The sequence below is a fragment of the Kribbella sp. NPDC004536 genome, from assembly GCF_042873835.1.
In the GTDB taxonomy this organism is placed as follows: domain Bacteria; phylum Actinomycetota; class Actinomycetes; order Propionibacteriales; family Kribbellaceae; genus Kribbella.
Window position 1 is genome coordinate 939,813 of the sequence record NZ_JBIALY010000002.1, and the last position, 20,832, is coordinate 960,644.

The 20,832-nt window shown below is 68.6% G+C and carries 25 protein-coding genes and 1 tRNA gene; 14 read left to right on the forward strand and 12 right to left on the reverse strand.

The genetic code is table 11. The annotated features are described in order from the left end of the window. The first annotated feature begins 9 nt into the window (after positions 1–9). From ACFYRU_RS19240 to ACFYRU_RS19250, 3 genes are read left to right on the forward strand one after another with little or no spacing between them, the layout of a single operon-like run. Positions 10–1,314, forward strand: coding sequence for an extracellular solute-binding protein (locus ACFYRU_RS19240; RefSeq protein WP_387660459.1), 1,305 nt, complete (start codon positions 10–12; stop codon positions 1,312–1,314). Next, the gene (locus ACFYRU_RS19245; protein WP_387660462.1) at positions 1,311–2,258 is read left to right on the forward strand and encodes a carbohydrate ABC transporter permease; all 948 of its coding nucleotides are present in this window, start codon (positions 1,311–1,313) and stop codon (positions 2,256–2,258) included. The genes ACFYRU_RS19240 and ACFYRU_RS19245 overlap by 4 nt, the downstream gene beginning before the upstream one ends. Next, a complete protein-coding gene (locus ACFYRU_RS19250) occupies positions 2,258–3,088 on the forward strand; it encodes a carbohydrate ABC transporter permease (RefSeq protein WP_387660464.1) in 831 nt (276 codons plus the stop codon). The genes ACFYRU_RS19245 and ACFYRU_RS19250 overlap by 1 nt, the downstream gene beginning before the upstream one ends. A gap of 108 nt (positions 3,089–3,196) precedes the next feature. Here ACFYRU_RS19250 and ACFYRU_RS19255 read toward each other — a convergent pair whose 3' ends face one another. Further along, positions 3,197–3,616: a hypothetical protein gene (locus ACFYRU_RS19255; protein WP_387660467.1), complete on the reverse strand. Its 420-nt coding sequence runs from the start codon at positions 3,614–3,616 to the stop codon at positions 3,197–3,199. A gap of 111 nt (positions 3,617–3,727) precedes the next feature. Here ACFYRU_RS19255 and ACFYRU_RS19260 point away from each other — a divergent pair, with 111 nt between their 5' ends. Next, a complete protein-coding gene (locus ACFYRU_RS19260; protein WP_387660469.1) occupies positions 3,728–4,075 on the forward strand; it encodes a TraR/DksA family transcriptional regulator in 348 nt (115 codons plus the stop codon). 227 nt (positions 4,076–4,302) lie between these two features. Here the strand turns inward: ACFYRU_RS19260 and ACFYRU_RS19265 are convergent. Beyond that, a tRNA-Leu gene (locus ACFYRU_RS19265) sits at positions 4,303–4,388 on the reverse strand. A gap of 132 nt (positions 4,389–4,520) precedes the next feature. Here ACFYRU_RS19265 and ACFYRU_RS19270 point away from each other — a divergent pair. Together ACFYRU_RS19270 and ACFYRU_RS19275 are read left to right on the forward strand one after the other, a co-directional pair. Next, entirely contained in the window at positions 4,521–5,351 is an 831-nt protein-coding gene (locus tag ACFYRU_RS19270) for a maleylpyruvate isomerase family mycothiol-dependent enzyme (RefSeq protein ID WP_387660472.1), read from the forward strand. 12 nt (positions 5,352–5,363) lie between these two features. Further along, a complete protein-coding gene (locus ACFYRU_RS19275; protein ID WP_387660475.1) occupies positions 5,364–5,852 on the forward strand; it encodes a VOC family protein in 489 nt (162 codons plus the stop codon). Positions 5,853–5,855: 3 nt separating this feature from the next. Here the strand turns inward: ACFYRU_RS19275 and ACFYRU_RS19280 are convergent, their stop codons facing one another. Beyond that, positions 5,856–6,251, reverse strand: coding sequence for a DUF1003 domain-containing protein (locus tag ACFYRU_RS19280; RefSeq protein ID WP_387660477.1), 396 nt, complete (start codon positions 6,249–6,251; stop codon positions 5,856–5,858). A gap of 120 nt (positions 6,252–6,371) precedes the next feature. Beyond that, complete coding sequence (locus ACFYRU_RS19285) at positions 6,372–6,617, reverse strand: hypothetical protein (protein ID WP_387660480.1); 246 nt, start codon at positions 6,615–6,617, stop codon at positions 6,372–6,374. A gap of 76 nt (positions 6,618–6,693) precedes the next feature. On the opposite strand from ACFYRU_RS19285, the gene ACFYRU_RS19290 reads away from it, so the two are divergent. The 4 genes from ACFYRU_RS19290 to ACFYRU_RS19305 are packed head-to-tail and all read left to right on the forward strand — an operon-like array spanning position 6,694 to position 9,712. Then, the gene (locus ACFYRU_RS19290; protein WP_387660483.1) at positions 6,694–7,389 is read left to right on the forward strand and encodes a hypothetical protein; all 696 of its coding nucleotides are present in this window, start codon (positions 6,694–6,696) and stop codon (positions 7,387–7,389) included. Between the two features lies 1 nt (position 7,390). After that, positions 7,391–7,921: a DUF6529 family protein gene (locus ACFYRU_RS19295; protein ID WP_387660485.1), complete on the forward strand. Its 531-nt coding sequence runs from the start codon at positions 7,391–7,393 to the stop codon at positions 7,919–7,921. A gap of 11 nt (positions 7,922–7,932) precedes the next feature. Continuing rightward, complete coding sequence (locus tag ACFYRU_RS19300) at positions 7,933–8,337, forward strand: Rieske (2Fe-2S) protein (protein ID WP_387660488.1); 405 nt, start codon at positions 7,933–7,935, stop codon at positions 8,335–8,337. 49 nt (positions 8,338–8,386) lie between these two features. Then, positions 8,387–9,712 carry a M20/M25/M40 family metallo-hydrolase gene (locus ACFYRU_RS19305; RefSeq protein WP_387660489.1) on the forward strand — a complete coding sequence of 442 codons (1,326 nt, stop codon included), beginning with the start codon at positions 8,387–8,389 and terminating at the stop codon, positions 9,710–9,712. Here ACFYRU_RS19305 and ACFYRU_RS19310 read toward each other — a convergent pair. After that, the gene (locus ACFYRU_RS19310; RefSeq protein WP_387660495.1) at positions 9,703–12,123 is read right to left on the reverse strand and encodes a glycosyl hydrolase; all 2,421 of its coding nucleotides are present in this window, start codon (positions 12,121–12,123) and stop codon (positions 9,703–9,705) included. The two genes, ACFYRU_RS19305 and ACFYRU_RS19310, sit on opposite strands and share 10 nt — an antisense overlap. A 323-nt stretch (positions 12,124–12,446) precedes the next feature. On the opposite strand from ACFYRU_RS19310, the gene ACFYRU_RS19315 reads away from it, so the two are divergent. Next, on the forward strand, positions 12,447–12,884 hold the full coding sequence (locus tag ACFYRU_RS19315) for a hypothetical protein (RefSeq protein ID WP_387660498.1): 438 nt from the start codon (positions 12,447–12,449) through the stop codon (positions 12,882–12,884). A gap of 2 nt (positions 12,885–12,886) precedes the next feature. On the opposite strand, the gene ACFYRU_RS19320 is transcribed toward ACFYRU_RS19315, so the two are convergent. Continuing rightward, positions 12,887–13,501, reverse strand: a complete 615-nt coding sequence (locus tag ACFYRU_RS19320) for a lysoplasmalogenase family protein (RefSeq protein WP_387660501.1) — start codon at positions 13,499–13,501, stop codon at positions 12,887–12,889. Positions 13,502–13,543: 42 nt separating this feature from the next. Then, on the reverse strand, positions 13,544–14,404 hold the full coding sequence (locus tag ACFYRU_RS19325; RefSeq protein WP_387660504.1) for a LysR family transcriptional regulator: 861 nt from the start codon (positions 14,402–14,404) through the stop codon (positions 13,544–13,546). A 73-nt stretch (positions 14,405–14,477) separates the two neighbouring features. Between ACFYRU_RS19325 and ACFYRU_RS19330 the strand changes: the two genes are divergently transcribed. After that, positions 14,478–15,722: an MFS transporter gene (locus ACFYRU_RS19330; RefSeq protein WP_387660507.1), complete on the forward strand. Its 1,245-nt coding sequence runs from the start codon at positions 14,478–14,480 to the stop codon at positions 15,720–15,722. Here ACFYRU_RS19330 and ACFYRU_RS19335 read toward each other — a convergent pair. The 5 genes from ACFYRU_RS19335 to ACFYRU_RS19355 all read right to left on the reverse strand — a co-directional run bounded on the left by ACFYRU_RS19335 (position 15,658) and on the right by ACFYRU_RS19355 (position 18,901). Beyond that, entirely contained in the window at positions 15,658–16,467 is an 810-nt protein-coding gene (locus ACFYRU_RS19335; protein WP_387660510.1) for an ABC transporter permease, read from the reverse strand. The genes ACFYRU_RS19330 and ACFYRU_RS19335 overlap by 65 nt on opposite strands. Next, positions 16,427–17,227, reverse strand: coding sequence for an ABC transporter ATP-binding protein (locus ACFYRU_RS19340; RefSeq protein WP_387660514.1), 801 nt, complete (start codon positions 17,225–17,227; stop codon positions 16,427–16,429). Before ACFYRU_RS19340 ends, ACFYRU_RS19335 begins: the two co-directional genes overlap by 41 nt. Continuing rightward, positions 17,224–17,682, reverse strand: coding sequence for a MarR family winged helix-turn-helix transcriptional regulator (locus tag ACFYRU_RS19345; protein WP_387660517.1), 459 nt, complete (start codon positions 17,680–17,682; stop codon positions 17,224–17,226). The genes ACFYRU_RS19340 and ACFYRU_RS19345 overlap by 4 nt, the downstream gene beginning before the upstream one ends. A 70-nt stretch (positions 17,683–17,752) precedes the next feature. Beyond that, complete coding sequence (locus ACFYRU_RS19350; RefSeq protein ID WP_130385444.1) at positions 17,753–17,938, reverse strand: DUF5703 family protein; 186 nt, start codon at positions 17,936–17,938, stop codon at positions 17,753–17,755. A 21-nt stretch (positions 17,939–17,959) separates the two neighbouring features. Further along, entirely contained in the window at positions 17,960–18,901 is a 942-nt protein-coding gene (locus tag ACFYRU_RS19355) for an aldo/keto reductase (RefSeq protein ID WP_387660520.1), read from the reverse strand. 51 nt (positions 18,902–18,952) lie between these two features. Here ACFYRU_RS19355 and ACFYRU_RS19360 point away from each other — a divergent pair, with 51 nt between their 5' ends. Next, the gene (locus ACFYRU_RS19360; RefSeq protein ID WP_387660523.1) at positions 18,953–20,005 is read left to right on the forward strand and encodes an LLM class F420-dependent oxidoreductase; all 1,053 of its coding nucleotides are present in this window, start codon (positions 18,953–18,955) and stop codon (positions 20,003–20,005) included. Then, the gene (locus tag ACFYRU_RS19365) at positions 20,005–20,832 is read left to right on the forward strand and encodes an undecaprenyl-diphosphate phosphatase (RefSeq protein WP_387660525.1); all 828 of its coding nucleotides are present in this window, start codon (positions 20,005–20,007) and stop codon (positions 20,830–20,832) included. Before ACFYRU_RS19360 ends, ACFYRU_RS19365 begins: the two co-directional genes overlap by 1 nt.

The following is a 20,832-nucleotide window of genomic DNA, read 5'->3' on the forward strand; positions in this document are numbered from 1 at the left end:
GAGCTTGTCATGAAACGTCGTACCACCCTCTGCGTCGTCACGGCACTCGTCGCGCTCGCGCTGACTGCGTGCGGATCGAGCGGCCAGGGTGCGAGCAGCCTGGACAAGGGCGCGAAGGTCTCGCTCAGCTGGTGGACAGGACAGACCGAGAACTCGGAGAAGATCCTCGAAGGACTGGCCGCCGAGTTCGAGAAGGCCCATCCGAACGTGTCGATCGACGTGTCGCCCGGAGCGTCCAGCACCGACGACCTGCTGCAGAAACTCTCCGCCGGGTTCGTCGGCAACAGCTACCCGGACATCTCCTACGCGTACGGAAGCTGGGCGAGTGAGCTGGAGTCGTCCGGCCGTACCCTCGACATCACCAGCCGCGTTGCCGAACCCGACGTCAAGTGGGGCGAGTTCCCGGAGGGTGCCCGGCTCACGGCCCGGCCGACCGGCAAGAAGACGATTGGTTTCCCGGCGGTCGTCGACAACCTCACGTTGCTCTACAACAAGACGGTCTTCGACGGGGCCGGCGTGCCCTATCCCACTGACCAGTGGACCTGGGACGACCTCCGCGCCGCGGCGAAGAAGCTCACCAATCCCGCGACGAGTACCTACGGCTACGCCTACTCGGTGTCCGGTGCCGAGAACACCGTCTGGAAGCTGTGGCCGGAGCTCTGGCAGAACGGCGGTGAGATCCTCAGCCCGGACCAGAAGACCGCCGCCTTCGCCTCCGAGGCCGGCGTCAAGGCGCTGACCCTGCTGCGGGACATGGCCGTCACCGACAAGTCGGTCTACCTCGATCAGACCGACACCAAGTACGAGCAACTGTTCCGGAACAACCGGATCGGCATGATGCTGTCCGGACCGTGGGTGCTCTACGACCTCAAGACAGCGCAGACGAAGTACGGCGTGACGCTGCTCCCCGGGACGAACGGGGATCACCAGACCGCGTCCGGTCCCGACCTCTGGGCGCTGTTCGACCACCACGACGAGAACCGCGCGTACTGGGCCTACGAGTTCGCCAACTGGCTGACCTCGGCGGCGCAGGACGAACGCTGGAATGTGGCCGTCGGCAACTTGCCGCTGCGCTCCTCCGAGGTCGGCTCGGCAGCCTTCCAGACCCAGGTCAAGACGTATCCCGGCCTGGACGTGATGGCGGCGAACGGCGCCAACGCGAAGAAGGTCCGGCCGACCGTCTCCGGCTACGTGGGACTGTCGCAGGCGATCGGCGCGGCCATCTCCGAGGTCCTGCAGGGAAGAGCCGACCCGCGACCGGCGCTGGAGAAAGCCGCGGCCAAGGCGAACACCGCGCTCGAGGCCGCGCGATGACCACCACGGAACTGTCGCCCGCCGCCGCGCCGTCGAAGGCCGAGCAACCGGGTCGCTCCGGACGTCGGCATGTCGGGTGGCGGACTTCGCTCACGGGTTGGCTCTTCGTCGGTCCGGCAACGCTGATCGTGCTCGGGCTCTCTGTCTTTCCGGCCGGCTGGGCGTTCGTGCTCTCGCTGGAGAAGTGGAACGGCTTCAGCGCCCCCGAGTTTGTCGGCGGCAAGAACTACCGCCGGCTGATCACGGACGCGGAGTTCGGCGACGCAGTACTGCACACGATCGTCTACACGGCGATGTTCGTGCCGATGTCGGTCCTGGCCGGCCTGTTCCTGGCGGTTGCGCTCAACCGGAGGATTCGCTTCATCGGGATCTACCGCACCGCGATCTTCGTACCCTTCGTCGCCTCGGCGGCCGCCACCGGCATCCTGTCGACGTACCTGTTCAGCCCGCAGTACGGCCTGGTCAACAACGTGCTCCGGATGCTCGGGCTGCCTGCGCAGGGCTGGCTCGAGGATCCGGCCCAGGCGATGGTCGTGATCGCGATCATGTCGCTGTGGGGGCAGGCCGCGTTCACCACGGTCATCTATCTGGCCGCGCTGCAGGACGTACCGGGCGAGCTCATCGAGGCCGCGCGCGTCGACGGCGCAGGCAGTTGGCAGACGTTCTGGCGGGTGATCTGGCCGCAGCTGCGTCCGGTGACAGTGTTCGTCACCATCTGGCAGACGATCGGCGCCATCCAGTTGTTCGACCTCGTCTACACGACGACTCGTGGCGGTCCGTTGAACGCCACCAGGACGATCGTCTACTTCCTGTGGGACAAGGCGTTCAGATCTCTTGACTTCGGCTACGGCTCGGCGGCGGCGTACGTCCTGTTCGCGATCACGCTGCTGACCACGATCGGGGTCGTCGTCTATTCCCGGCGTAAGAACATGGAGGCCTTCTAGTGACGTCCAAGGGCTCGAAGCTGCGTCCGTCCGGCTGGCATCTGCTGCTGGCTCCGGTGGCGCTGCTCTTCCTGCTGCCGTTCCTGCAGATGTTCCTCGCGTCGGTCTCGCCGGCGGCCGAGCTGCTCAAGTTCCCGCCGCCGATCATCCCGTCACGGATCGACTTCAGCGGGTTCGTGACCTTGTTCACCGAGTCGGACGCGCTGCTGTGGCTGGGCAACACGGCGCTGGTGGCGACCTCGGCGATCGTGTCCCATCTGGTGCTGTGCTCGCTGGCCGGGTACGGATTCGCCCGGCTGGCGTTCCGGGGGCGTACGGTCGGCATCTTCATGATCCTCGCGACGATCATGATTCCCACCCAGCTGCTGATGATCCCGACGTACCTGCTGTTCTCGCGACTGCGGCTGATCGACAGCCTCGGCGCGGCGATCGTGCCCTGGCTCTCGTCGGCGTTCGGGATCTTCCTGATGCGGCAGTTCTTCCTCTCGCTGCCGAAGGAGCTCGAGGAGTCCGGCCTGATCGACGGTGCGAATCGCTGGCAGGTCTTCGCCCGGATCGTGCTTCCACTGGCGAAGCCCGCGCTCGCGACCCTGGCGATCTTCACGCTGCTCGGCTCCTGGAACGACCTGGTCTGGCCGCTGATCGCGATCAACAACGACCACGCCTTCACCCTGCAGCTCGGCCTGGCCAACTTCCAAGGCACCCGCCGAACCGAGTGGTCCTTACTGATGGCCGGCAACGTCGTAGCCACCTTGCCGCTCATCCTGTTCTTCCTAGTAGCCCAGAAACAGTTCGTAGCCACCATGACCCTCTCCGGCCTCAAGGGCTAACACGGCCGCCGAAACGACGCTGCGCGCCAACGCACCGATTGGCCGTGGTGCCAGCGACACTCGGCGGCCTAACCGGCATCGCCTGAATCCTTGCCCGAACGAGGACGGCTAGGACACGTCGTACCAGGCGAGCGAGTTGATCCGCCAGCCGGCGGGAGTCCGGACGAACTGCGTCGTCTTGTAGCCGGAGCCCTCGAAGCGTTCGCCGTTGCGTACGCCGGACTTCGCGTACTCGCTCAACCGGTGCGCGATCGAACCGGAGATCTCGGTCCGCTCGGAGACCTCCCACTCGGAGAACTCGGTCAGGGTTCCGTCCGTGAGGATCTTCTCCCGCGGCTCGACGAAGGACTCGACACCGTAGACGACCGGACCGTCCTCGACGTTCGCGATGATGATCCCTTCCGGGATGAACACCTGCCGGACATTCTCCACCTTCGGCCGGCTGCCGCCCGTGTTGGTGAACGCGTCCAGGAAGACTCGCATCAACTCGTCGATCTCTGCCTTGGCAGCCACACGCTCCTCGGACATCCGACTCCTTCGCTTGACGGTTGTTGGTCGACCGTACACGGACTCGCCCTCCGCCGCCGCGAGGATTCTGCTCCATCGTCAGTTCGCCGCGACCAGTGTCACGATGGATCAATGGAGGAAGCTCGCGTCCTGCTAGAGGCGCAACGCCGAGAAGCGCTGCGAAGGCTGGCGAGCCTGACGGGCGATTTTCATGAGGTGGTCGCCGCGTCACGAGATTCCAATGCCGATGACGAGCACGATCCTGAGGGCGCGACGATCGCGTTCGAGAGATCCCAGGTCACGTCGCTGGTACAACAGGTGGAGAGGCAGTTGGCGGAGATCGAGGCGGCGTTCGAGCGACTGTCGACCGGCCGTTACGGCATTTGCGAACGCTGCGCCCAACCCATTCCGCCGGCCCGCCTACAAGCCAGACCAGCAGCCCGCACTTGCATCACCTGTGCCGCCCTCAGTTCCACCTGAAGCGAACCTCGAGCTCCGCCGGGGGTGATGTGACGCCGCCGAGTCCGGGGGAGCCGAACAGGTGCTGCGGCCCTGGTTGACGTATCGCCACGCCGTCCAGTCCCTGGCGCCGTTCAGGGGTGTTTGCAGTTCGCTCCCGCCGCCGAAGGCGACCGGGAGACAGCCGCCGCGAAGCGGTCCCCGACAGTCGAGGCCAGCCTCACGGCCGGCCCTCTCGACAAGAAGTGTGTCCGAGGGGGGACTTGAACCCCCACGCCCTTAAACGGGCACTAGCACCTCAAGCTAGCGCGTCTGCCTATTCCGCCACCCGGACGAGTGGTCTGACCGCTTGTGCGGTGCCGACCGGAGAACAGTAGCAAACTCCAGGGGTGGAATTCACATCGGGGCGGTGGGGTGGTGACGGTGGCGTGTCGGCGGCGTAGTTTGAAATTGAAGGATCGGCCTCGTGGGTGGAGGTGAGGGCGCCGTGGACGTGTGGAACGGGATGACGTACGAGGGTAAGGACACGATGCTCCGGGTGGTTCGGGACGAGGCGGAGCTGTTCTTCGGGATGGTCGGCGAGGCGGACGTGTGGGAGGCGCCGACCGGGGCCGGGCACTGGGAAGTGCGGGATGTGGTGGCGCATCTCACGGACACGACCGAGGCGTACTTCGTGGCGTTCGACGCGGCGCGGTCGCACACGGAAGTGCCGGCGGCGTACGGGCTGCCGGGCATGGCGGAGCGGGTCGACAAGCAGGCGCTGGCGCTGCGCAACGTTCCGCAGGACGAGCTGATCGAGCGGCTCCGGACCGACTTCGACAAGGTGATGGGGATCTTCGACGCGCTCGGGCCGGACGACTGGGGCGGGTTCACCGTGCCGCACTTCTACATGGGTCCGCTGCCCGCGTTCTTCTACCCCGCGTTCCAGTTGATGGATTACGGCGTGCACTCGTGGGACATCCGGCAGGGCACCGGCCGGGCGCACGGGCTGTCGGGCGCGGCGGCCGACCTGCTCGTACCGTTCATGTTCGTGCTCTGGAAGTACACGACCGGCGCGAAGGACGCGTGCGAGCTCGGGATCCGGATCACCAGCGGACCGAACGCGGGCGACACCCGGGTCACCGTCGGCCCGGACGGTATGGACTACGCGGCGGGCGAGGTCGACGACCTGCCGGCGGTGATCGAGTTCGACCCGGGCAGCTTCGTGCTGACCGCGTTCGGCCGCAGCAACGCCGGTACGATCCGGGGAGACCGGGCCGTCGCGGACCGGTACCTGAACCTGTTCTTCCGGATCTGAGGGGGACTCGGCATGACCGACATCGACCTGCCCGCCATCGAGGCCGAGCGGGACCGGATCCGGACGGCGTACCTGAAGCCGGGCGGGAAGTCGTCGGCGCGTGGCCTTCATCACACAGCGTTACTGTGTACGGACGTCGAGCGGACGGTGCGGTTCTACCAGGACGTGCTCGGGTTCCCGTTGACCGAGATGGTCGGGAACCGGGACTACGAGGGCTCGACGCACTTCTTCTTCGACATCGGGAACGGGAACCTGCTGGCCTTCTTCGACTTCCCGGGCCTCGATCTCGGGCCGTACGCGGAGGTGCTCGGCGGGCTGCACCACCTGGCGATCTCGGTCGAGCCGGACAGGTGGGAGCACCTCAAGGAGAGCCTGACGACGCACGGGGTCGAGTTCCAGGAGGAGAGCGGTACGTCGATCTACTTCCGCGATCCCGACGGCGCCCGGATCGAGCTGATCGCGGACCCGCTCGGCGAGATGTACGGCCTCAAGGTGCTCTGACGTCTACTTCTCCACCAAGCGGCGGTGCAGCTCGGTGGTGAGGGCGTGGATCTCCCGGGTCAGCTGCGTGTTGGTCTTGAGTTCCAGCTCGGACTCGTTGAAGTCGTGATCGGCCTTCGTCTGCTGGAACGCGGCCTGGCGGTTCTGGCCGATCATCACGAACGTCGACAGGAAGATCGCCTCCAGCGACACGATCAGCGTGAGGGTCGGCCATGGGCTCTTCTCGATGAACAGCATCCAGACCGCGAACAGCACCACATGCGCGTACACGAACCGCATCGAGCCGGCGAACGCCGTGATCCAGTCGGCGATCCGCAGCTGCAGGTTCGCCGCCCGCTGCGCCTCGAGGGCGAGGACGGCAGGGTGGTGCGGGCGTGGGGTCGTGGATTTCGATGACACTGGGTCTCCCGACGGATCGTGCGGCGACCAGAGATCACCGCTGCTGCCGACGATAGCGCCGCGCGCCGGTCAATCCGCGGAGGAATTGCGTTGACCGATCCGGGGGCGGTGGCGACCTGGTCAGCGATCAGGACGCGATCCGTCGGGCGAGGGTTCGCCGGCCGGGTGCTCCACGAGCGCGATCACGCGCGCGGAGAGAAAGCGCGCGGTGCGGATCGGCGTACCGGACCGGGTCACCTCGACCACCTCGGTGACGTTGCGGCTCGTGCTGATCTCGACGCGGCGGCCGGCCTTGGTGGCCGTGATCTCGTACGAGGAGACGCCGCTGCCCGTGTCGACGACGATCTCGACCCGATCGCCCTTCATACGTCCAACGTACTCGTCCCAGCCGTTGACCGGGTCGCCGCGCCGGCGGGATCCTCGTGTCGGGGATGGGGATGAAATGGGGCAGCGAAGTCCGTTGGTGACGCTGGCGGCGACCGTCGCGGGACTGGTCGCCCTGCTCGTCGTGGACAGCACCCAGACCCGCACCCAGCCGAGTACCCAGCCGAGTACCCAGCCGAGCACCCAAGGCAGCCAGACCACCGGCCCGACCGCGCCCGCCACCACCGCCGCACCCCCGACCCCCGCGGCCACAGCAACGCCGGCCACAACGCCGGCCACCAGCACCACACCCGCCGTACGCCCGGTCGTGTACGCCGGACGCACGCAGACCCGCGAAGCTGCCGTAGCGATCGCCGTCAAAGGCAACCGCGCCGTCAGCTACATCTGCGACGGCCGCCGCCTCGAGGCCTGGCTGACGGGAACGGTCACGACCGGCCGAGTCGTCCTCCGATCACGGACCGGCGAACGATTGGTAGCGACCCTCACCACGACCACAGCAACCGGATCACTCACCCTGCACGGCAGAACGCTGCAGTTCACGATCCGCGTGGCCGGCCCACCTGCCGGCCTCTACCGCGCGCGCAACAGCACTGGCACGATCGGCTGGATCGTCCTCCCCAACGGCGAGCAGGTTGGCGTCGACGACGACGGTACGCCGGCACCCGCCCCACGCCTCGATCCGGACCGCCGTACCGCCACCGTCAATGGCGCACCCGTCACAGCTCGAACCATCACCGGCGACGAAACGTTCTGAGATGACCACAACAACAGGCCCCAAGACGAGCACAGTCGTCGTACCGTTCGCGGCCGGCGCCGCGGCCGCCGTGGCACTCGGTGTCTACGGCCGCCTGCATACCCCGACCGGGGTCGCGATCGACATCGCCGGCTTCTCGAGCTTCCGATCCGTGAAAGCCTGGCTGGCGACACTCGCCGCGGTACTCGGTCTCGTCCAGGTGCTGTCGGCGGTGGCCCTCTACCGGGGCCGTTCCGGCCTGGCGCCCCTGCATCGCTGGTCCGGCCGGGCCGCCGTCGCCGTCACCCTCCCGGTTGTCGCCCATTGCCTGTACGCGTTGGGCTTCCAGTACGGCGAACCGCGGGTACTGATCCACTCACTGCTCGGCTGCTTCTTCTACGGCGCGTTCGTCGTGAAGATGCTGGCGCTGACCCGCACCGACGGGCCGCGCTGGCTACTGCCGGTCGCAGGTGGGGCGGTGTTCACCGGACTCGTCGGCCTGTGGCTGACGTCCGCGCTGTGGTTCTTCACCACGTTCGGCATCGTCCGCTGAAGGGAGCAGTCGTGGACGCACCAAGCCGCCGGGCGATCCTCACGGGAGCCGGGGCCGCCGGACTGGCGGCGCTCAGCGGGTGCCAGAAGTACGGCGAACCCACGGCTACCCCCGCTCCCGCGCCGGCCGACACGGTCCTCGGCAAGACCACGGACATCCCGGTCGGCGGCGGGCTGATCTTCGCGCCGAACCAGGTCGTCGTCACGCAACCGCTCAAGGGCACGTTCAAGGCCTTCAGTTCGATCTGCACCCACCTGAGCTGCCCCGTAGCGACCGTGTCCGGTGGCACGATCAACTGTGACTGTCACGGCAGCAAGTACGCGATCGCGACCGGTGCCGTCGTGGCAGGTCCCGCACCGCGCCCGCTGCCGCCCAAACAGATCACGATCAAGGGCGACACGATCACGCTGGCCTGACCCTGACCTGGCTCTGCCCTCCGACCGGTCGTGAGGGAGGATGGGCCTCATGACGACCTCCAGTGACAGTACGTCGTACGCCGCCGACGCCGAGGTGGTGGAGCTCTGCAGCGAGCTGATCCGCATCGACACCACGAACTACGGCAACGGCAAGAGCAACGGCGAGCGGGTCGCGGCCGAGTACGTCGCGGCGAAGCTGGACGAGGTCGGGATCGAGTCGACGATCTACGAGTCCGAACCGGGCCGCGCGACGCTGGTCGCCCACTGGGACGGCGAGGACCAGGATGCGGACCCGTTGCTCGTCCACGGGCACCTCGACGTCGTCCCCGCGGACCCGAAGGACTGGAAGGTCGACCCGTTCGCGGGCGAGATCTTCGACGGCTGCGTGTGGGGCCGCGGCGCGGTCGACATGAAGGACTTCGACGCGATGGTGCTGTCGGTCGTACGGGCGCGGCAGCGGGCCGGCGTGAAGCCGCGGCGCCCCGTACGGCTGGTGTTCACCGCCGACGAGGAGGCCGGCGGTGTGTACGGCGCTCAGTGGCTGATCAACAACCACCCGGACACGATCGCGGACTGCTCCGAAGCGATCGGCGAGGTGGGCGGGTTCTCGATCACGGTCAAGGACGACCTGCGGCTGTACCTGATCGAGACCGCCGAGAAGGGCATGAACTGGATGCGGCTCAAGGCCCGCGGTACGGCGGGGCACGGGTCGATGGTGAACACCGACAACGCGGTCACCAACCTGGTCGAGGCCGTCACCCGGATCGGCTCGCACGAATGGCCGCTGCGGGTCACGCCGACGGTCCGCGAGTTCCTCAAGACGCTCGAGGACGTGCTCGGGACCGAGCTCGACCCGGACGACATGACGACCACGCTGGCCAAGCTCGGCAGCTTCAGCCGGATGTTCGGGGCAACGATCCGCAACACCGCGAACCCGACGATGCTGAACGCCGGCTACAAGGTCAACGTGATCCCGGGCGACGCCGAGGCGCACATCGACGGCCGGTTCCTGCCCGGGTACGAGGACGAGTTCTACGCGACCATCGACGAGCTGATCGGCGACAAGGTGCAGCGGGAGACGGTCGTCACGGACATCGCGCTGGAGACCGAGTTCAGCGGCGGGCTCGTCGAGGCGATGAAGGCGTGCGTACAGGCCGAGGACGCGCAGGCGCGGTTCGCGCCGTTGCTGATGTCGGGCGGTACGGACGCGAAGTCGTGGAGCCGGCTGGGGGTGCGGTGCTTCGGGTTCGTACCGCTGCAGCTGCCGCCGGAGCTCGACTTCATGGGGATGTTCCACGGGATCGACGAGCGGGTGCCGACTGCTTCGCTGGAGTTCGGGTCGCGGGTGCTGGATCGGTTCCTGTCTCAGGCCTGACGGAGGATTCGCGGCACGGCGAGTAGGCCGGAGTTGAGGTAGTCGGCCGCGTGCTCGACGTGCTGCAGGTCGAAGCGGCGGCCGTACTGCCAGGTGACCTCGGCGACCGCGTCGAGCAGGTGCTGGTCAGCGGACAGGGCGTTGGCGGCGGTGTTGTGTACGACGATCCGCAGCTCGTTGACGCCTGGTCGCGCGGCTGCCGTCAGGTCGAGCTGGTACGGGGGCGCCCAGAGTGAGCCGCAGTGGTGGTCGTTGAGGTAGATGTCGGCGGCGACGCCTATCGGCGGGGTGATGAGGGCGCGGTAGGAGTTGTCTGGGAGGTACGGCTCGCTGTCGGGGGCGACGTGTTCGGCGGGGCCTAGGTCGAGGATGACGGTCGTGGTGTCTTCCAGTTCGAAGCCGGTGCGGTAGGTGGCGGAGCCGGAGTAGGTCGTACGGGATGGGTCGTCTTCCCAGCGGTGGGGTAGCTCGACGGGGCGAATGTTGTTGTCGAAGGCAACGGTCCACGGGCCTGGGACTGCTTCGACAAGGTGGTCGGGCGTGGCGGTCAGGTCCGGGGGCGGGGGTTGGGGTGGGGGAGTGGGTTGGGCGGCAGTGGTGGTGGGGGCGAGGATTGCTGACTCGTAGGGGTGGAGGACTGTGGTTCGGGTTGTTGTGATGTTGCCGGTGTGGGGGTTCCAGCGTTCGAGTGGGGTGCGGAAGGTGAGGGTACGGGGCTCGGTGGAGGTGTTGGCGACGAAGTAAAGGTCGCCGTCGTCCAGGCGATGGTGGACGACGCCTACGTCGGGGACAGTTGGGAACGGGGGAGCGGGTAGGTGGTCGGTCGGGTCGGTCACGACCGTCCGGACGGACTCCAGCCAGCGGGTGGTGGCCGGCGCCGTGGTGGCGCCTTCGGGGAGAACTACGAGCGCGACGTCGGCCGGGTCGAGGATCTTGATTGCGTCGTCGTCGATCAGGTCGAAGTCGAGGCCTGCTTCGCGGATGGTGGCGGGGATCGACGCGGGGATCAGGCGGCGGGCGACCCGGTACAGGTTGAGGCCGCCGGCGACGTACGCGTCCGAGGTCGGGACGTACACCTTGACCGGGCGTACCGGCGTACCTTGCTGCAGCGTCCACGACAGCCGGTGCAGGGACCTGAACAAAGCTGTTGCCGTCGGCCACCAAGGGTTGCGGTCGTCCAACGCTCCGGACGCATAGAAGACCCAGCCGAGGCCCGGCCCGTCGCTGGGGGAGTACGGCCAGCCGTGGCCGACCAGCTGGTTCACGCCGGACAGGAAATGTTCGTGCGCCTCGCCCTGCAGGTCCAGCGGTGTCGCGCGGAACGACGGCGAGTGGACCCAGGTCCACACCTCCGCCGACACCACCGACCGTCCGTAGATGCTCGCCGCCGAAGACGCCCAACGGGTCTCGGGGACGCCCTTCCAGGCCCACCCTTCGCCTTCGAAGAGGTCCGCGTGCCGGCAGCTGCTCATCGTCGCCGGCGGTTCGCCGTAGCTCTGGATCCGGAACGGTACACCGTACCCGGCCGCCCACCGCTGGAACACCTTGAGGAAGTTGTCCTCGTACAACTCCGACAACGTCCGCCCGAAGTCGATGCGCAACTCCCGTGCGCCCGGACCGTCCACCAGCAGCTCGTACAGCCGCGGCCGCAGGTCGTACCCGCGCCGCTGCGCGAACTCGGCGAACATCGCCGGCGTCCAGTTCCCGCCGTACACCTCGAGGCTGTCGCAGAACACGGACCCGACCGGCATGGCCGCCTTGAGCAGCGGCTCGGCGACGCACCGGATGTGCTCCAGCGCAGCCGCCTCCGAGTAGTGGTCGAGCGTGTGGCCCTCGGCGCCGGCGGCGATCCGCTTGACCTGCTGCCCGGTCACGCGCGACGTGGCGATCAACACCTCACGCGGCTGCCCGCCCGCCGGGACGTGGATCACGCCGTCGCTGACCGGCACCTCGACGTACGACGACGGCGCGTTCCCGTCGCCGACGTACGCGGCCACGAACTCGTCCCCGGGCCAGGCCGGGACGATCGGTACGTCGTACGCCTCCGCCCCGATCTCCCGCCGGTCCCAGTGCAGCTTCCGCGCCGCCAGCTCCGGGCCGATGTGCGGACCGCCGTACGACCACCCGCTGCCGAGCGTCACGTCGAACCGCAGTCCCAACGACCGAGCCGTCCGGGACGCGTGCCCGACCAGGTCGAGGAACTCCGGTGACCCGAACGGCGCGGTCACCGGCCCCATCGGGTACACGAACGCGACCTCCGTGCCGCCGAGACCCGCCGCGGCCATCGCGTTCAGCTCGCGGTCGATCTCGTCTCGCTTGACGGACGGCCCGAACCACCACCACCGCATCATCGGCCGCCCCTCGGGCGGTGGATTCCGAAACTGCCGCCGGACGTCGTCGACGCTCGCCATACCGTCAACCCCACAGCGCCCACCACCAACCGTCAACGACCTTGACCACTACCGGTCAGAGCCCGCCGCTCCGGGCCCGCCGCTCCGGGCCCGCCGCTCCGGGCCCGCCGCTCCGGGCCCGCCGCTGCGAGTCCGCCGTTTTGAGCCGCCACCCTGCCCCTGCCCCTGCCCCTGCCCCTGCCCCTGCCCCTGCCCCTGCCCCTGCCCCTCCCGCGTGCCGCCTCCCGTGCCGGTCCCGTCGCCGCACGTCCGCCGTCGCCGCGCGTCCGACGGCGTTGTCGGGGTCGGGGTTCGACGCTCCCGCCGGTCGCCATACTGAGCGCATGACAACGCAGAGCGAGCCCCGGACCCAACCGGGCCGCACGATCGGCGGCACGGTGTGGCGTACCGTCGTCGTCCTGGCGGCCGCGGCGTGCGCGATCGCGGCCGCGGGGTGGCTGGGATCGCACCTCGTCGGCTACGACGATCGCCTGGCGATGGTTCCGGCTGTACCCGCAGCGTTCGCGATCGGCATCCTGACCATCGGATACCTCCGTGCCCGGGTGGCCTTCATCGCCGTCCCGCTCCTAGGCACATTGCTGGCTGCACTGGGCGGAGCGATCCTGCTGCACAGCCAGCTGCACCGGCCGGGTTCGCACCTGGCAACCTACGAAGTAGTGCTGTTCGCAATCGGCATCGCTGCAACGTTCGTGTCCGTCGTGGTAGCAGCCGTCGACGGACACCGCCGGCCACGGGAGTCAACAGCCGACACCCCACGCTGATACTACCGATCAGACTTCGTCACGCCCGACGTCAGCAGGTACTGGCCTGCGGCGTACGTCGACATCACCAGCGCCCCACGTCCGGGGAAGTCGCGACCGGACATCCGCAGCGCGATCAGCGCGTCGGACACCAAGAACAGCGCACCGCCGACGCCACTGCGCTTGCTGTGCCATCGCGACGCCACAGCGGTTGCCGTCAGCAACAACGCGTAGACCGCAACCGGCACCCGCTGGCGACCGAGCCCGGGAGAGAGCACCGCGATCAGCGCCGCCCACAGAGCCGAGTACGCCGCCAACACCCGCCACGACCGCTGCGCCGGATCGGCCAGAAACACCGCGAGGTAACACGCATGCGCAGCCGCGAACGCCGCCATCCCCGCGAGCTGCAGCTCCGTCTCGAGCAGCAGGTCACCGGCCGCCGACGCGAGCAACGCAGCCTGCAACAACGGCGGCGCGTCCTGCGTACGGGACCACTGCCACAGCAACGGCATCAACGTCACCTTGCTGGCCTGCTTCAAGATCCCGACATCGAACGCAACCGCGGCAACCTGCACCACAGTCGCACCCCAGTACCCCGCGAGCACCCGCCGCCCCCGCACCAACCGCCCCAGTTTCATACCCCCGAGTCTGCCCCACCAAGCCCCCCACCCACCCCCTGTTCACGACAAGTTCAACGTGGTGCGGAGTTGGGGGAGGTAGCTGACGAGAGGTTTGGGTGGGGTGGGGGTGGTGACGACGGAGAGGGTCAGGCGGTAGTGGAACGGGGCGGGGGTCAGGTGTTCGCCGGGGCGTAGTTCGTTGGTGAGGGCGCTGCGGGGGAGGAGGGCCAGGTGGGCGCGGCGGCGGGCCATGGCGATGGTGGTGCTGAGGGTGACGCCGCGGCGGGGGTTCGCGCCGAGGGCGGCCAGGTGGTTGTGGATCTCTTCGCTGCCCTTGTCGTACGTCGAGAACGCGACCGGCCGGTCCTTCAACGGTTGGCGGCCACGCCCCGGCGGGCGGGCGCCGGGTGGTACGAACAGGACGAGTTCGTCGCGGCCGACCCGGCGGGCGACCGTACCGCGGGGGAGCGTCATCTGGTCGGCGATCGCGATGAAGGCGGCGTCCATTGTGCCTTCGGCGACCCGCTCGACCAGGAAGTGGCCGTGGTCGACCTGCTGCTGGATCTCCAGGTCGGGCAGGTCGCCGTCGAGGACCGGGAACAGGATCGGCGCCAGACTGGCGAACGTACCGATCACCAGCCGCTGGGTGACCGCGGCCGCGCGGGTCGCGTCGTACACCTCCTCGAGATGGCCGAGGATGTGGTCCGCGCGGCGGCCGAGCTCGGCGCCGGCTGCGGTCGGACGGGCGCCGCGGGTGTCGCGTTCGAAGAGCTTGGTGCCGCAGAGCCGTTCGAGCCGGGCGAGTCGCTGGGATGCGGACGGCTGGGAGATGCGCAGCTCGCGGGCCGCCGTGCCGACGGCGCCGGTCCGTACGACGGCCTGTACCAGCCGCAGATCCTCGACCGTTGGTAATGAAGCCATAGGCTGAGCCTATGGCAAGCAGGCAAGTCCGGCCGGCTACCCGCAGTGCGTGAGGACGCGAAGAATTCAAGGCGTGCGGGCGAGAACCGAGGCGCTGGCGTTGCTGGCCGGGAGCGGTACGGCGGACTTCGCGATGCGGATCACGCAGGTAGCACTGCCCTTGGTGATCCTGCGCGAGACGGGCTCCGTCGCGGCGACCGGGCTCGTCGGTGGCGCGGCCGGCATACCGGTCGTACTGTCACCGTGGTGGGCGCGGAGGGCCCGGCAGTGGGTGGATTCCGGTCCGCGCCTGGCGATCGTGGCCGTGGTGTCCGCGATCGCGCTCGCGTCGGTGCCCGCGGCTGCTGAGCTCGGGTTGCTCTCGCCCGAGGTGCTCTTCGTCAGCGGACTGCTCCTGGGCTTCGGCGATGCCTTGGCGAACCCGGGCAGGTCGGCGTTGCTCGCGGATACCGGCGACCGGTGGGGAGACGGGCGAGCGGTGTTGCTGCTGACCTGGCAGGACGGACTCCGTCGGCTGGGGATGCTGATCGGACCCTCGGTCGGGGCCTTCGCCGTGGCGGCCGGGTTCACGAGCGAACTGCTGTGGGCAGAGGCAGCAGCTGTGGTCGGCGCAGGGCTCCTCGCCTGCACCGTACGGCCCACTGAGGTGACCGAGGACAGCATGCCGTCGATCCGGGAAAGTCTGCGGGGACGGAAGGAAGTGCTGTACGGGTGGATCGTGCGCGGCACCGGCTGCGTCACCTGGTTCGCGTTCACGCTCGGCCTGTCCGTACTGGGCGAGCAACGCGGCCGGCCCGGTGTCTACCTCGCCGCCGGGATGACCGGCTACGCGGTGGGCTCGCTGGCCGGTACGGCGGTGTCGCTGGCGATCGTACGACGGATCAAGCCGGTACTGACCGCCGTCGTCGCCTGGGGTTGGTCCGGGCTGTGCTGGATCGGCATGGGCCTGTGGACGACACCACCGGCGGTCGCTGTGTTCGGCGCGTTCTCGGGGGTCGCCGTGGTGATCGGCATCGCGGCGATCTCCGTGCTCATCACCCGGTCGTCCACGGGTCCGGACCGGCGCACGCTGCTGTCCGGTCAGAGCGTGGTCGTGAACGCGGGCAGCGCGGCCGGCCTGCTCGCCGGCGGCCCGATCATCGGCGCGGTCGGCGCCGAGACGTCCCTGATCGGCGCGGGCATCACGACAGCAATCGTGGCGGCGCTGGTGCTGCTCCGATGCCAGAACGCTGTCACACCGTACGCATCAACTGCTAGCGCGCCAGCCGTCCCAGCAGGGCCGACGCGGCACAGATGCCCGCGACCGCGGCGAGGATGAGGACGGTGAAGTCGAGCCAGTACGTCGTGGGTTGGCCGATCAGCAAACCGCGCAATGCACTGACCTCATAGGTCAGCGGGTTCACGTGCGAGACAGCGCGCAGCCAACCCGGCATCAACGAGACGGGATAGAGCGCGTTCGACGCGAAGAACAGCGGCATCGTGATCGCCTGCCCGATGCCCATCAGGCGGTCGCGACGCAACACCAGCCCCGCGATCGTCATCGACAGGCACGAGAAGAACGCCGCGCCCAGCACCACCACGACGAGGACAGCGAGCAGCTTCAGCGGATTCCACGTGAGGCTGACGCCCAGCAAGGCGGCGACGATCAGTACGACGATCGCCTGCGAGATCGTGCGTACGCCGGCCGCGAACGCCTTGCCCGCGACGAGCGCGGACCGTGGCGACGGTGTGACCAGGAGCTTGGTGAGGATCCCGGCGTCGCGTTCCCAGATGATCTGGATGCCGTAGAAGATCGCGACGAACAACGCCGACTGCGCGATGATCCCGGGCGCCAGGTAGTCCAGGTACGGCACGTTGCCGGTCGGGATCGCGCGGATCCGGCTGAAGGTCTGGCCGAAGATCACCAGCCACAGCACCGGCTGGATCGCCCGCGTGACCAGCTCGGTCCGGTCGTGCCGGAGCTTCTGCAGTTCGACCAGGCAGAACGTACCGATCCGGGAGATCAGCCGGAGCGGACGCGACTCAGCCCAGACGCTGGGCCGTACGACGGGTGCCACGGACATCGCGCAGTCCTCCCTTCTCCTGAGCAGCGAGGCTTTCGCCGGTGTGGTGCCGGAAGACGTCCTCGAGGCTCGCGTCGGGACCCAGCTCGGCCTTCAACGAAGTCGGCGTACCCACTGCCCGCAGCTGCCCGAGGTGAAGCAGGGCGACCCGGTCGCAGAGGATGTCGGCCTCCTCCATGTAGTGCGTGGTCAGCAGCACGGTCATCCCGTACCGCTCCTGCATCTCCTGCACCCGCGCCCACACCGAGTCCCGCGCGACCGGGTCGAGCCCGACCGTCGGCTCGTCCAGTACGAGCAGTGCGGGCCGGTTCACCAGCGCCTGCGCGAGCTCGAGCCGGCGCACCATGCCGCCCGAGTACGTCGACGCGAGCCGGTCGGCCGCGTCCGTGAGGTCGACGATCTCCAGTACCTCGGCGACCCGCGCGGCCCGTTCCCGCCGCGGTACGTCGAACAGCCGCGCGAACCACGACACGTTCTCGCGGCCGGACAGCGCGCCCTCGATCGACAGCTGCTGCGGTACGTACCCGAGCATCCGCCGTACCGCCATCGCCTCGGCCTTCACATCCAGCCCGAACACGCGGACCGAACCCGACTGCGGCGGATACAGCGTGTTCAGGACCCGCAACGTGGTCGTCTTCCCGGCACCGTTCGGCCCGAGCAGCCCGAAGCACTCACCGGGCTCGACGGTCAGATCAAGGTTGTCGACGGCAACATGATCCCCGAACCGGTGACTCAACCCGGTGACCTCGACAGCAGTCATACGCGCTCCTCTTGTTGTTCGGGGTGCAGGCGTTCGGCGAGGACGGCGAGCACGGGCAACGCGGCCCGCAGGGCGTCGCGCTCGGCGGGGGAGAGGTCGTCGAGGGCTCGGGTGACCAGGGCGGTACGGCGGTCGCGCCAGGCCTCGACCTGTTCGCGGGCCGGGTCGGTGAGGGTCAGCCGGGCGACCCGGCGGTCGGTCTGGTCGGGGGTCCGCTGTAGTAGGCCGCGTTCGGTCAGCTGGCCGACCAAGGTGGAGACCGTGTTGGCGACCAGCCCCAGCTCGGCCGCGGCCTCGGCCACCGAGATGCCCGGATTGCGCCGCACGGTCCGGATCAGCTCACCCTGCGAGTCCGTCAACGCCCCCTCCGGGAACGGCCGCCCCACAGATCGCCGCAGATGCCGTCGAACCAACCCGATCGCCGCCAGCAGCTCTTCGGTCAACGCCTCACTCATAGCGCAAGAATACCTCTGCCGCAGAGATATTGCGCCAACTGAACGGCCCAGAACTTCTGGGCCGGTCAACTCAGAGGGTCCGCATCACCCGGATGATCCGGCGGCGGAGCCAGACTCGGCGGGAGCCGTCGGGGTAGCGGCGCAGCCGGGCGAGCTCCCAGCCGCCGTACTCGGCGTGTTCGGTGAGCAGTTTGCGCACCGCGCCGCGCGACTCCGTCCTGGACACCTCGAACTGCTGCAGTTCGTACTCGGCCATCCACACCTCCACCTGCAGACTTCAGGAAACATCCTCCAGCGCCGCCACGATCGCCGGCGGCAGGGTGAGCTCCTCGACACCCAGCACCGACTTCAATTGCAGCGCAGTCCGGGCCCCGACGATCGCCGCCGACACGCCGGGCCGGTCCCGTACCCAGGTGAGTGCCACCTCGAGCGGGGTCCAGCCGAGCCCGTCGGCGGCGCGCGCGACCGCTTCCACGATGCCCGATGACCGGGCGTCGAGATAGGGGTCGACGAACCTGGACAGATGCTGAGACGCCGCCCGGGAGTCCGCGGGGATGCCCGTCCGGTACTTACCAGTCAACACGCCGCGGCCAAGCGGGGACCACGCCAGCACCCCGATCCCGAGGCCCGCGGCGGCGCGCAGCGCGTCGACCTCGGCGTCGCGGGCGAGCAACGAGTACTCCACCTGGTTGGCGACCGGCACCGCGCGGCCCGGCCAGGCCTGCTGCCAGGTGACGGCGCGAGCGGCCTTCCAGCCGGCGTAGTTCGAGACGCCGACGTAGCGCACCTTGCCCGAGCTGACCGCGTGGTCGAGCGCGGACAGCGTCTCCTCCAGCGGCACGTCGTCGGACCAGGTGTGCAGCTGCCACAGGTCGATGTAGTCGGTGTTCAGCCGGCGCAGGGAACCGTCCAGGTCGCGCAGCAGGGCGCCGCGCGAGGTGTCGGTGATCCGCTCGCCGCGGCGGACGCTGAACCCGGCCTTGGTGGCGATCACCACGTCGTCGCGGTCGACCACGTCACCGAGCAACGACCCGATCAGCTCCTCGCTGTCACCGTCGCCGTACGCCGCGGCGGTGTCGATCAGCGTGCCGCCGGCGGACACGAACGCGGCGAGCTGCTCACGCGCCTCGTGCTCGTCGGTGTCCCGGCCCCACGACATCGTGCCCAGGCCGAGCCTGCTCACCGCGAGTCCACTGTGACCGAGATAGCGCTGTTGCATGACCCGAGCCTATTGCGGCCCACCGACAACCTCTCGCTAGGCTCGCCAGTCATGCGACTCGGACTGAACATCGGCTTCGTCTTCGGCGGCGACGACCATCTGGACCATCTGAGGCTGGTGAAGGAGGCCGAGGCACTCGGTTTCGCGGTCACCTGGGCCGCGGAGGCGTACGGCTCGGACGCCGCCACGCTGCTCAGCTGGATCGCCGCCCAGACCACCACGATCGACGTCGGTGCGGCGGTCTTCCAGATCCCGGCCCGGACGCCGGCGATGACCGCCATGACGGCGGCCACCCTGGACCGGCTGTCGAACGGCCGGTTCCGGCTCGGGCTCGGCGTGTCCGGGCCGCAGGTGTCGGAAGGCTGGCACGGCGTCCGGTTCTCTCAGCCTCTCCTCAGGACGCGTGAGTACGTTGACATCGTGAACGCGGCGCTCCGGCGGGAGACGGTCGCGTACGAGGGGAAATACTTCACACTGCCGCTGCCCGACGGTCCGGGCAAGGCGCTGAAACTGACCGTGCGGCCGATACGTGACCACGTACCGGTGTACCTTGCCGCGGTCGGCCCGAAGAACCTCGAGCTGGCGGGGGAGATCGCCGACGGCTGGCTCGGGATCCTGAACGACCCAGGCTTCCTTGGAGAGCAGTTGACGCACATCAGGACGGGCCGTGCCGTCCAGCAGAAGGACCTCGACGGCTTCGACGTCGTCGTCACGACACCGCTGATGACCGGCGAGGACATCCAGGCGGCCGCCGACCCGGTCCGTGGGTACGCCGCGTTGTACATCGGCGGCATGGGCAGCCGGGAGAAGAACTTCTACAACGCGCTCGCGGTCCGGATGGGGTACGCCGACGAGGCGAAGCAGATCCAGGACCTGTACCTGGACAAGAAGCACCGCGAGGCGATGGCGGCCGTACCGTTCGGCTTCCTGGACTCGATCTCGCTGCTCGGTGGCAAGGATCGGATGGCCGAGAAGCTGACGGCCTACGCCGAGGCCGGGGCGACGACCGTCGCGCTGACGCCGTTCGCGTCGACGCTCGAGCAGCGGATCGCCGACCTGCGCACCGCCGCCGAGGCGCTGGAGCTGTCCGGGGTCGGCCACTGATGACGATCTGGGACTCCATCATCCTCGGCATCGTCGAGGGCCTGACCGAATTCCTGCCGGTCTCCAGTACCGGGCACCTGACCATCGTGTCGAAGATGCTCGGGCTGAAGATCGACGACCCGTCGATCACCGGCTTCACCGCGGTCATCCAGGTCGGCGCGATCCTCGCGGTCGTCCTGTACTTCTGGAAGGACATCGTCCGGATCATCCGCGCCTGGGTGGGCGGCCTGGCGAACTCCGAGCGGCGCGACGAGTTCGACTACCGGATGGGCTGGTACGTGATCGTCGGCTCGCTGCCGATCGGGATCGTCGGCTTCCTCGCCAAGGACCTGATCTCCGGGCCGTTGCGGAGCCTGTGGTGGGTGGCCGGGGCGCTGATCGCCTGGTCGGTGGTGATGGTCGCTGCCGAGCGGTTCGGCACCAAGTCGCGGCCCCTGACCCGGATCACGTTCGTGGACGCGCTCGTGATGGGTCTGATCCAGTGCCTGGCGCTGATTCCGGGTGTGTCGCGTTCCGGTGCGACCATCTCGGCCGGCCTGTTCCGCGGTCTCGAGCGGGTCGCGGCGACCCGGATCGCGTTCCTGCTCGGGATCCCGGCGCTGGCCGGCGCCGGTGTCTACGAGCTCAAGGACGCGCTGAACGGCAACGTCGGGGTAGCGCCACTGCTGGTGGGTACTGTCGTCAGCTTCGTCGTCGCGTATGCGTCGATCGCCTGGCTGCTGCGCTTCGTGGCCAAGCATCCGATCTCGCTGTTCGCGTTCTACCGCGTCCTGCTCGGCATCGTGCTGCTGATCCTGCTGTCCACCAGTACGATCACCGCCACCTGA

What these genes read in the sequence shown, in the direction of transcription:
- ACFYRU_RS19320 (WP_387660501.1), bottom strand. Translation starts at nt 13,501, where the DNA reads ATGAAACTGGGGCGGTTGGTGCGGGGGCGGCGGGTGCTCGCGGGGTAC.
- ACFYRU_RS19260 (WP_387660469.1), top strand. Translation starts at nt 3,728, where the DNA reads ATGGAGGAAGCTCGCGTCCTGCTAGAGGCGCAACGCCGAGAAGCGCTG.
- ACFYRU_RS19245 (WP_387660462.1), top strand. Translation starts at nt 1,311, where the DNA reads ATGACCACCACGGAACTGTCGCCCGCCGCCGCGCCGTCGAAGGCCGAG.
- ACFYRU_RS19310 (WP_387660495.1), bottom strand. Translation starts at nt 12,123, where the DNA reads ATGGCGAGCGTCGACGACGTCCGGCGGCAGTTTCGGAATCCACCGCCC.
- ACFYRU_RS19315 (WP_387660498.1), top strand. Translation starts at nt 12,447, where the DNA reads ATGACAACGCAGAGCGAGCCCCGGACCCAACCGGGCCGCACGATCGGC.
- ACFYRU_RS19355 (WP_387660520.1), bottom strand. Translation starts at nt 18,901, where the DNA reads ATGCAACAGCGCTATCTCGGTCACAGTGGACTCGCGGTGAGCAGGCTC.
- ACFYRU_RS19275 (WP_387660475.1), top strand. Translation starts at nt 5,364, where the DNA reads ATGACCGACATCGACCTGCCCGCCATCGAGGCCGAGCGGGACCGGATC.
- ACFYRU_RS19345 (WP_387660517.1), bottom strand. Translation starts at nt 17,682, where the DNA reads ATGAGTGAGGCGTTGACCGAAGAGCTGCTGGCGGCGATCGGGTTGGTT.
- ACFYRU_RS19360 (WP_387660523.1), top strand. Translation starts at nt 18,953, where the DNA reads ATGCGACTCGGACTGAACATCGGCTTCGTCTTCGGCGGCGACGACCAT.
- ACFYRU_RS19290 (WP_387660483.1), top strand. Translation starts at nt 6,694, where the DNA reads ATGGGGCAGCGAAGTCCGTTGGTGACGCTGGCGGCGACCGTCGCGGGA.
- ACFYRU_RS19285 (WP_387660480.1), bottom strand. Translation starts at nt 6,617, where the DNA reads ATGAAGGGCGATCGGGTCGAGATCGTCGTCGACACGGGCAGCGGCGTC.
- ACFYRU_RS19365 (WP_387660525.1), top strand. Translation starts at nt 20,005, where the DNA reads ATGACGATCTGGGACTCCATCATCCTCGGCATCGTCGAGGGCCTGACC.
- ACFYRU_RS19340 (WP_387660514.1), bottom strand. Translation starts at nt 17,227, where the DNA reads ATGACTGCTGTCGAGGTCACCGGGTTGAGTCACCGGTTCGGGGATCAT.
- ACFYRU_RS19295 (WP_387660485.1), top strand. Translation starts at nt 7,391, where the DNA reads ATGACCACAACAACAGGCCCCAAGACGAGCACAGTCGTCGTACCGTTC.
- ACFYRU_RS19305 (WP_387660489.1), top strand. Translation starts at nt 8,387, where the DNA reads ATGACGACCTCCAGTGACAGTACGTCGTACGCCGCCGACGCCGAGGTG.
- ACFYRU_RS19350 (WP_130385444.1), bottom strand. Translation starts at nt 17,938, where the DNA reads ATGGCCGAGTACGAACTGCAGCAGTTCGAGGTGTCCAGGACGGAGTCG.
- ACFYRU_RS19255 (WP_387660467.1), bottom strand. Translation starts at nt 3,616, where the DNA reads ATGTCCGAGGAGCGTGTGGCTGCCAAGGCAGAGATCGACGAGTTGATG.
- ACFYRU_RS19325 (WP_387660504.1), bottom strand. Translation starts at nt 14,404, where the DNA reads ATGGCTTCATTACCAACGGTCGAGGATCTGCGGCTGGTACAGGCCGTC.
- ACFYRU_RS19240 (WP_387660459.1), top strand. Translation starts at nt 10, where the DNA reads ATGAAACGTCGTACCACCCTCTGCGTCGTCACGGCACTCGTCGCGCTC.
- ACFYRU_RS19335 (WP_387660510.1), bottom strand. Translation starts at nt 16,467, where the DNA reads ATGTCCGTGGCACCCGTCGTACGGCCCAGCGTCTGGGCTGAGTCGCGT.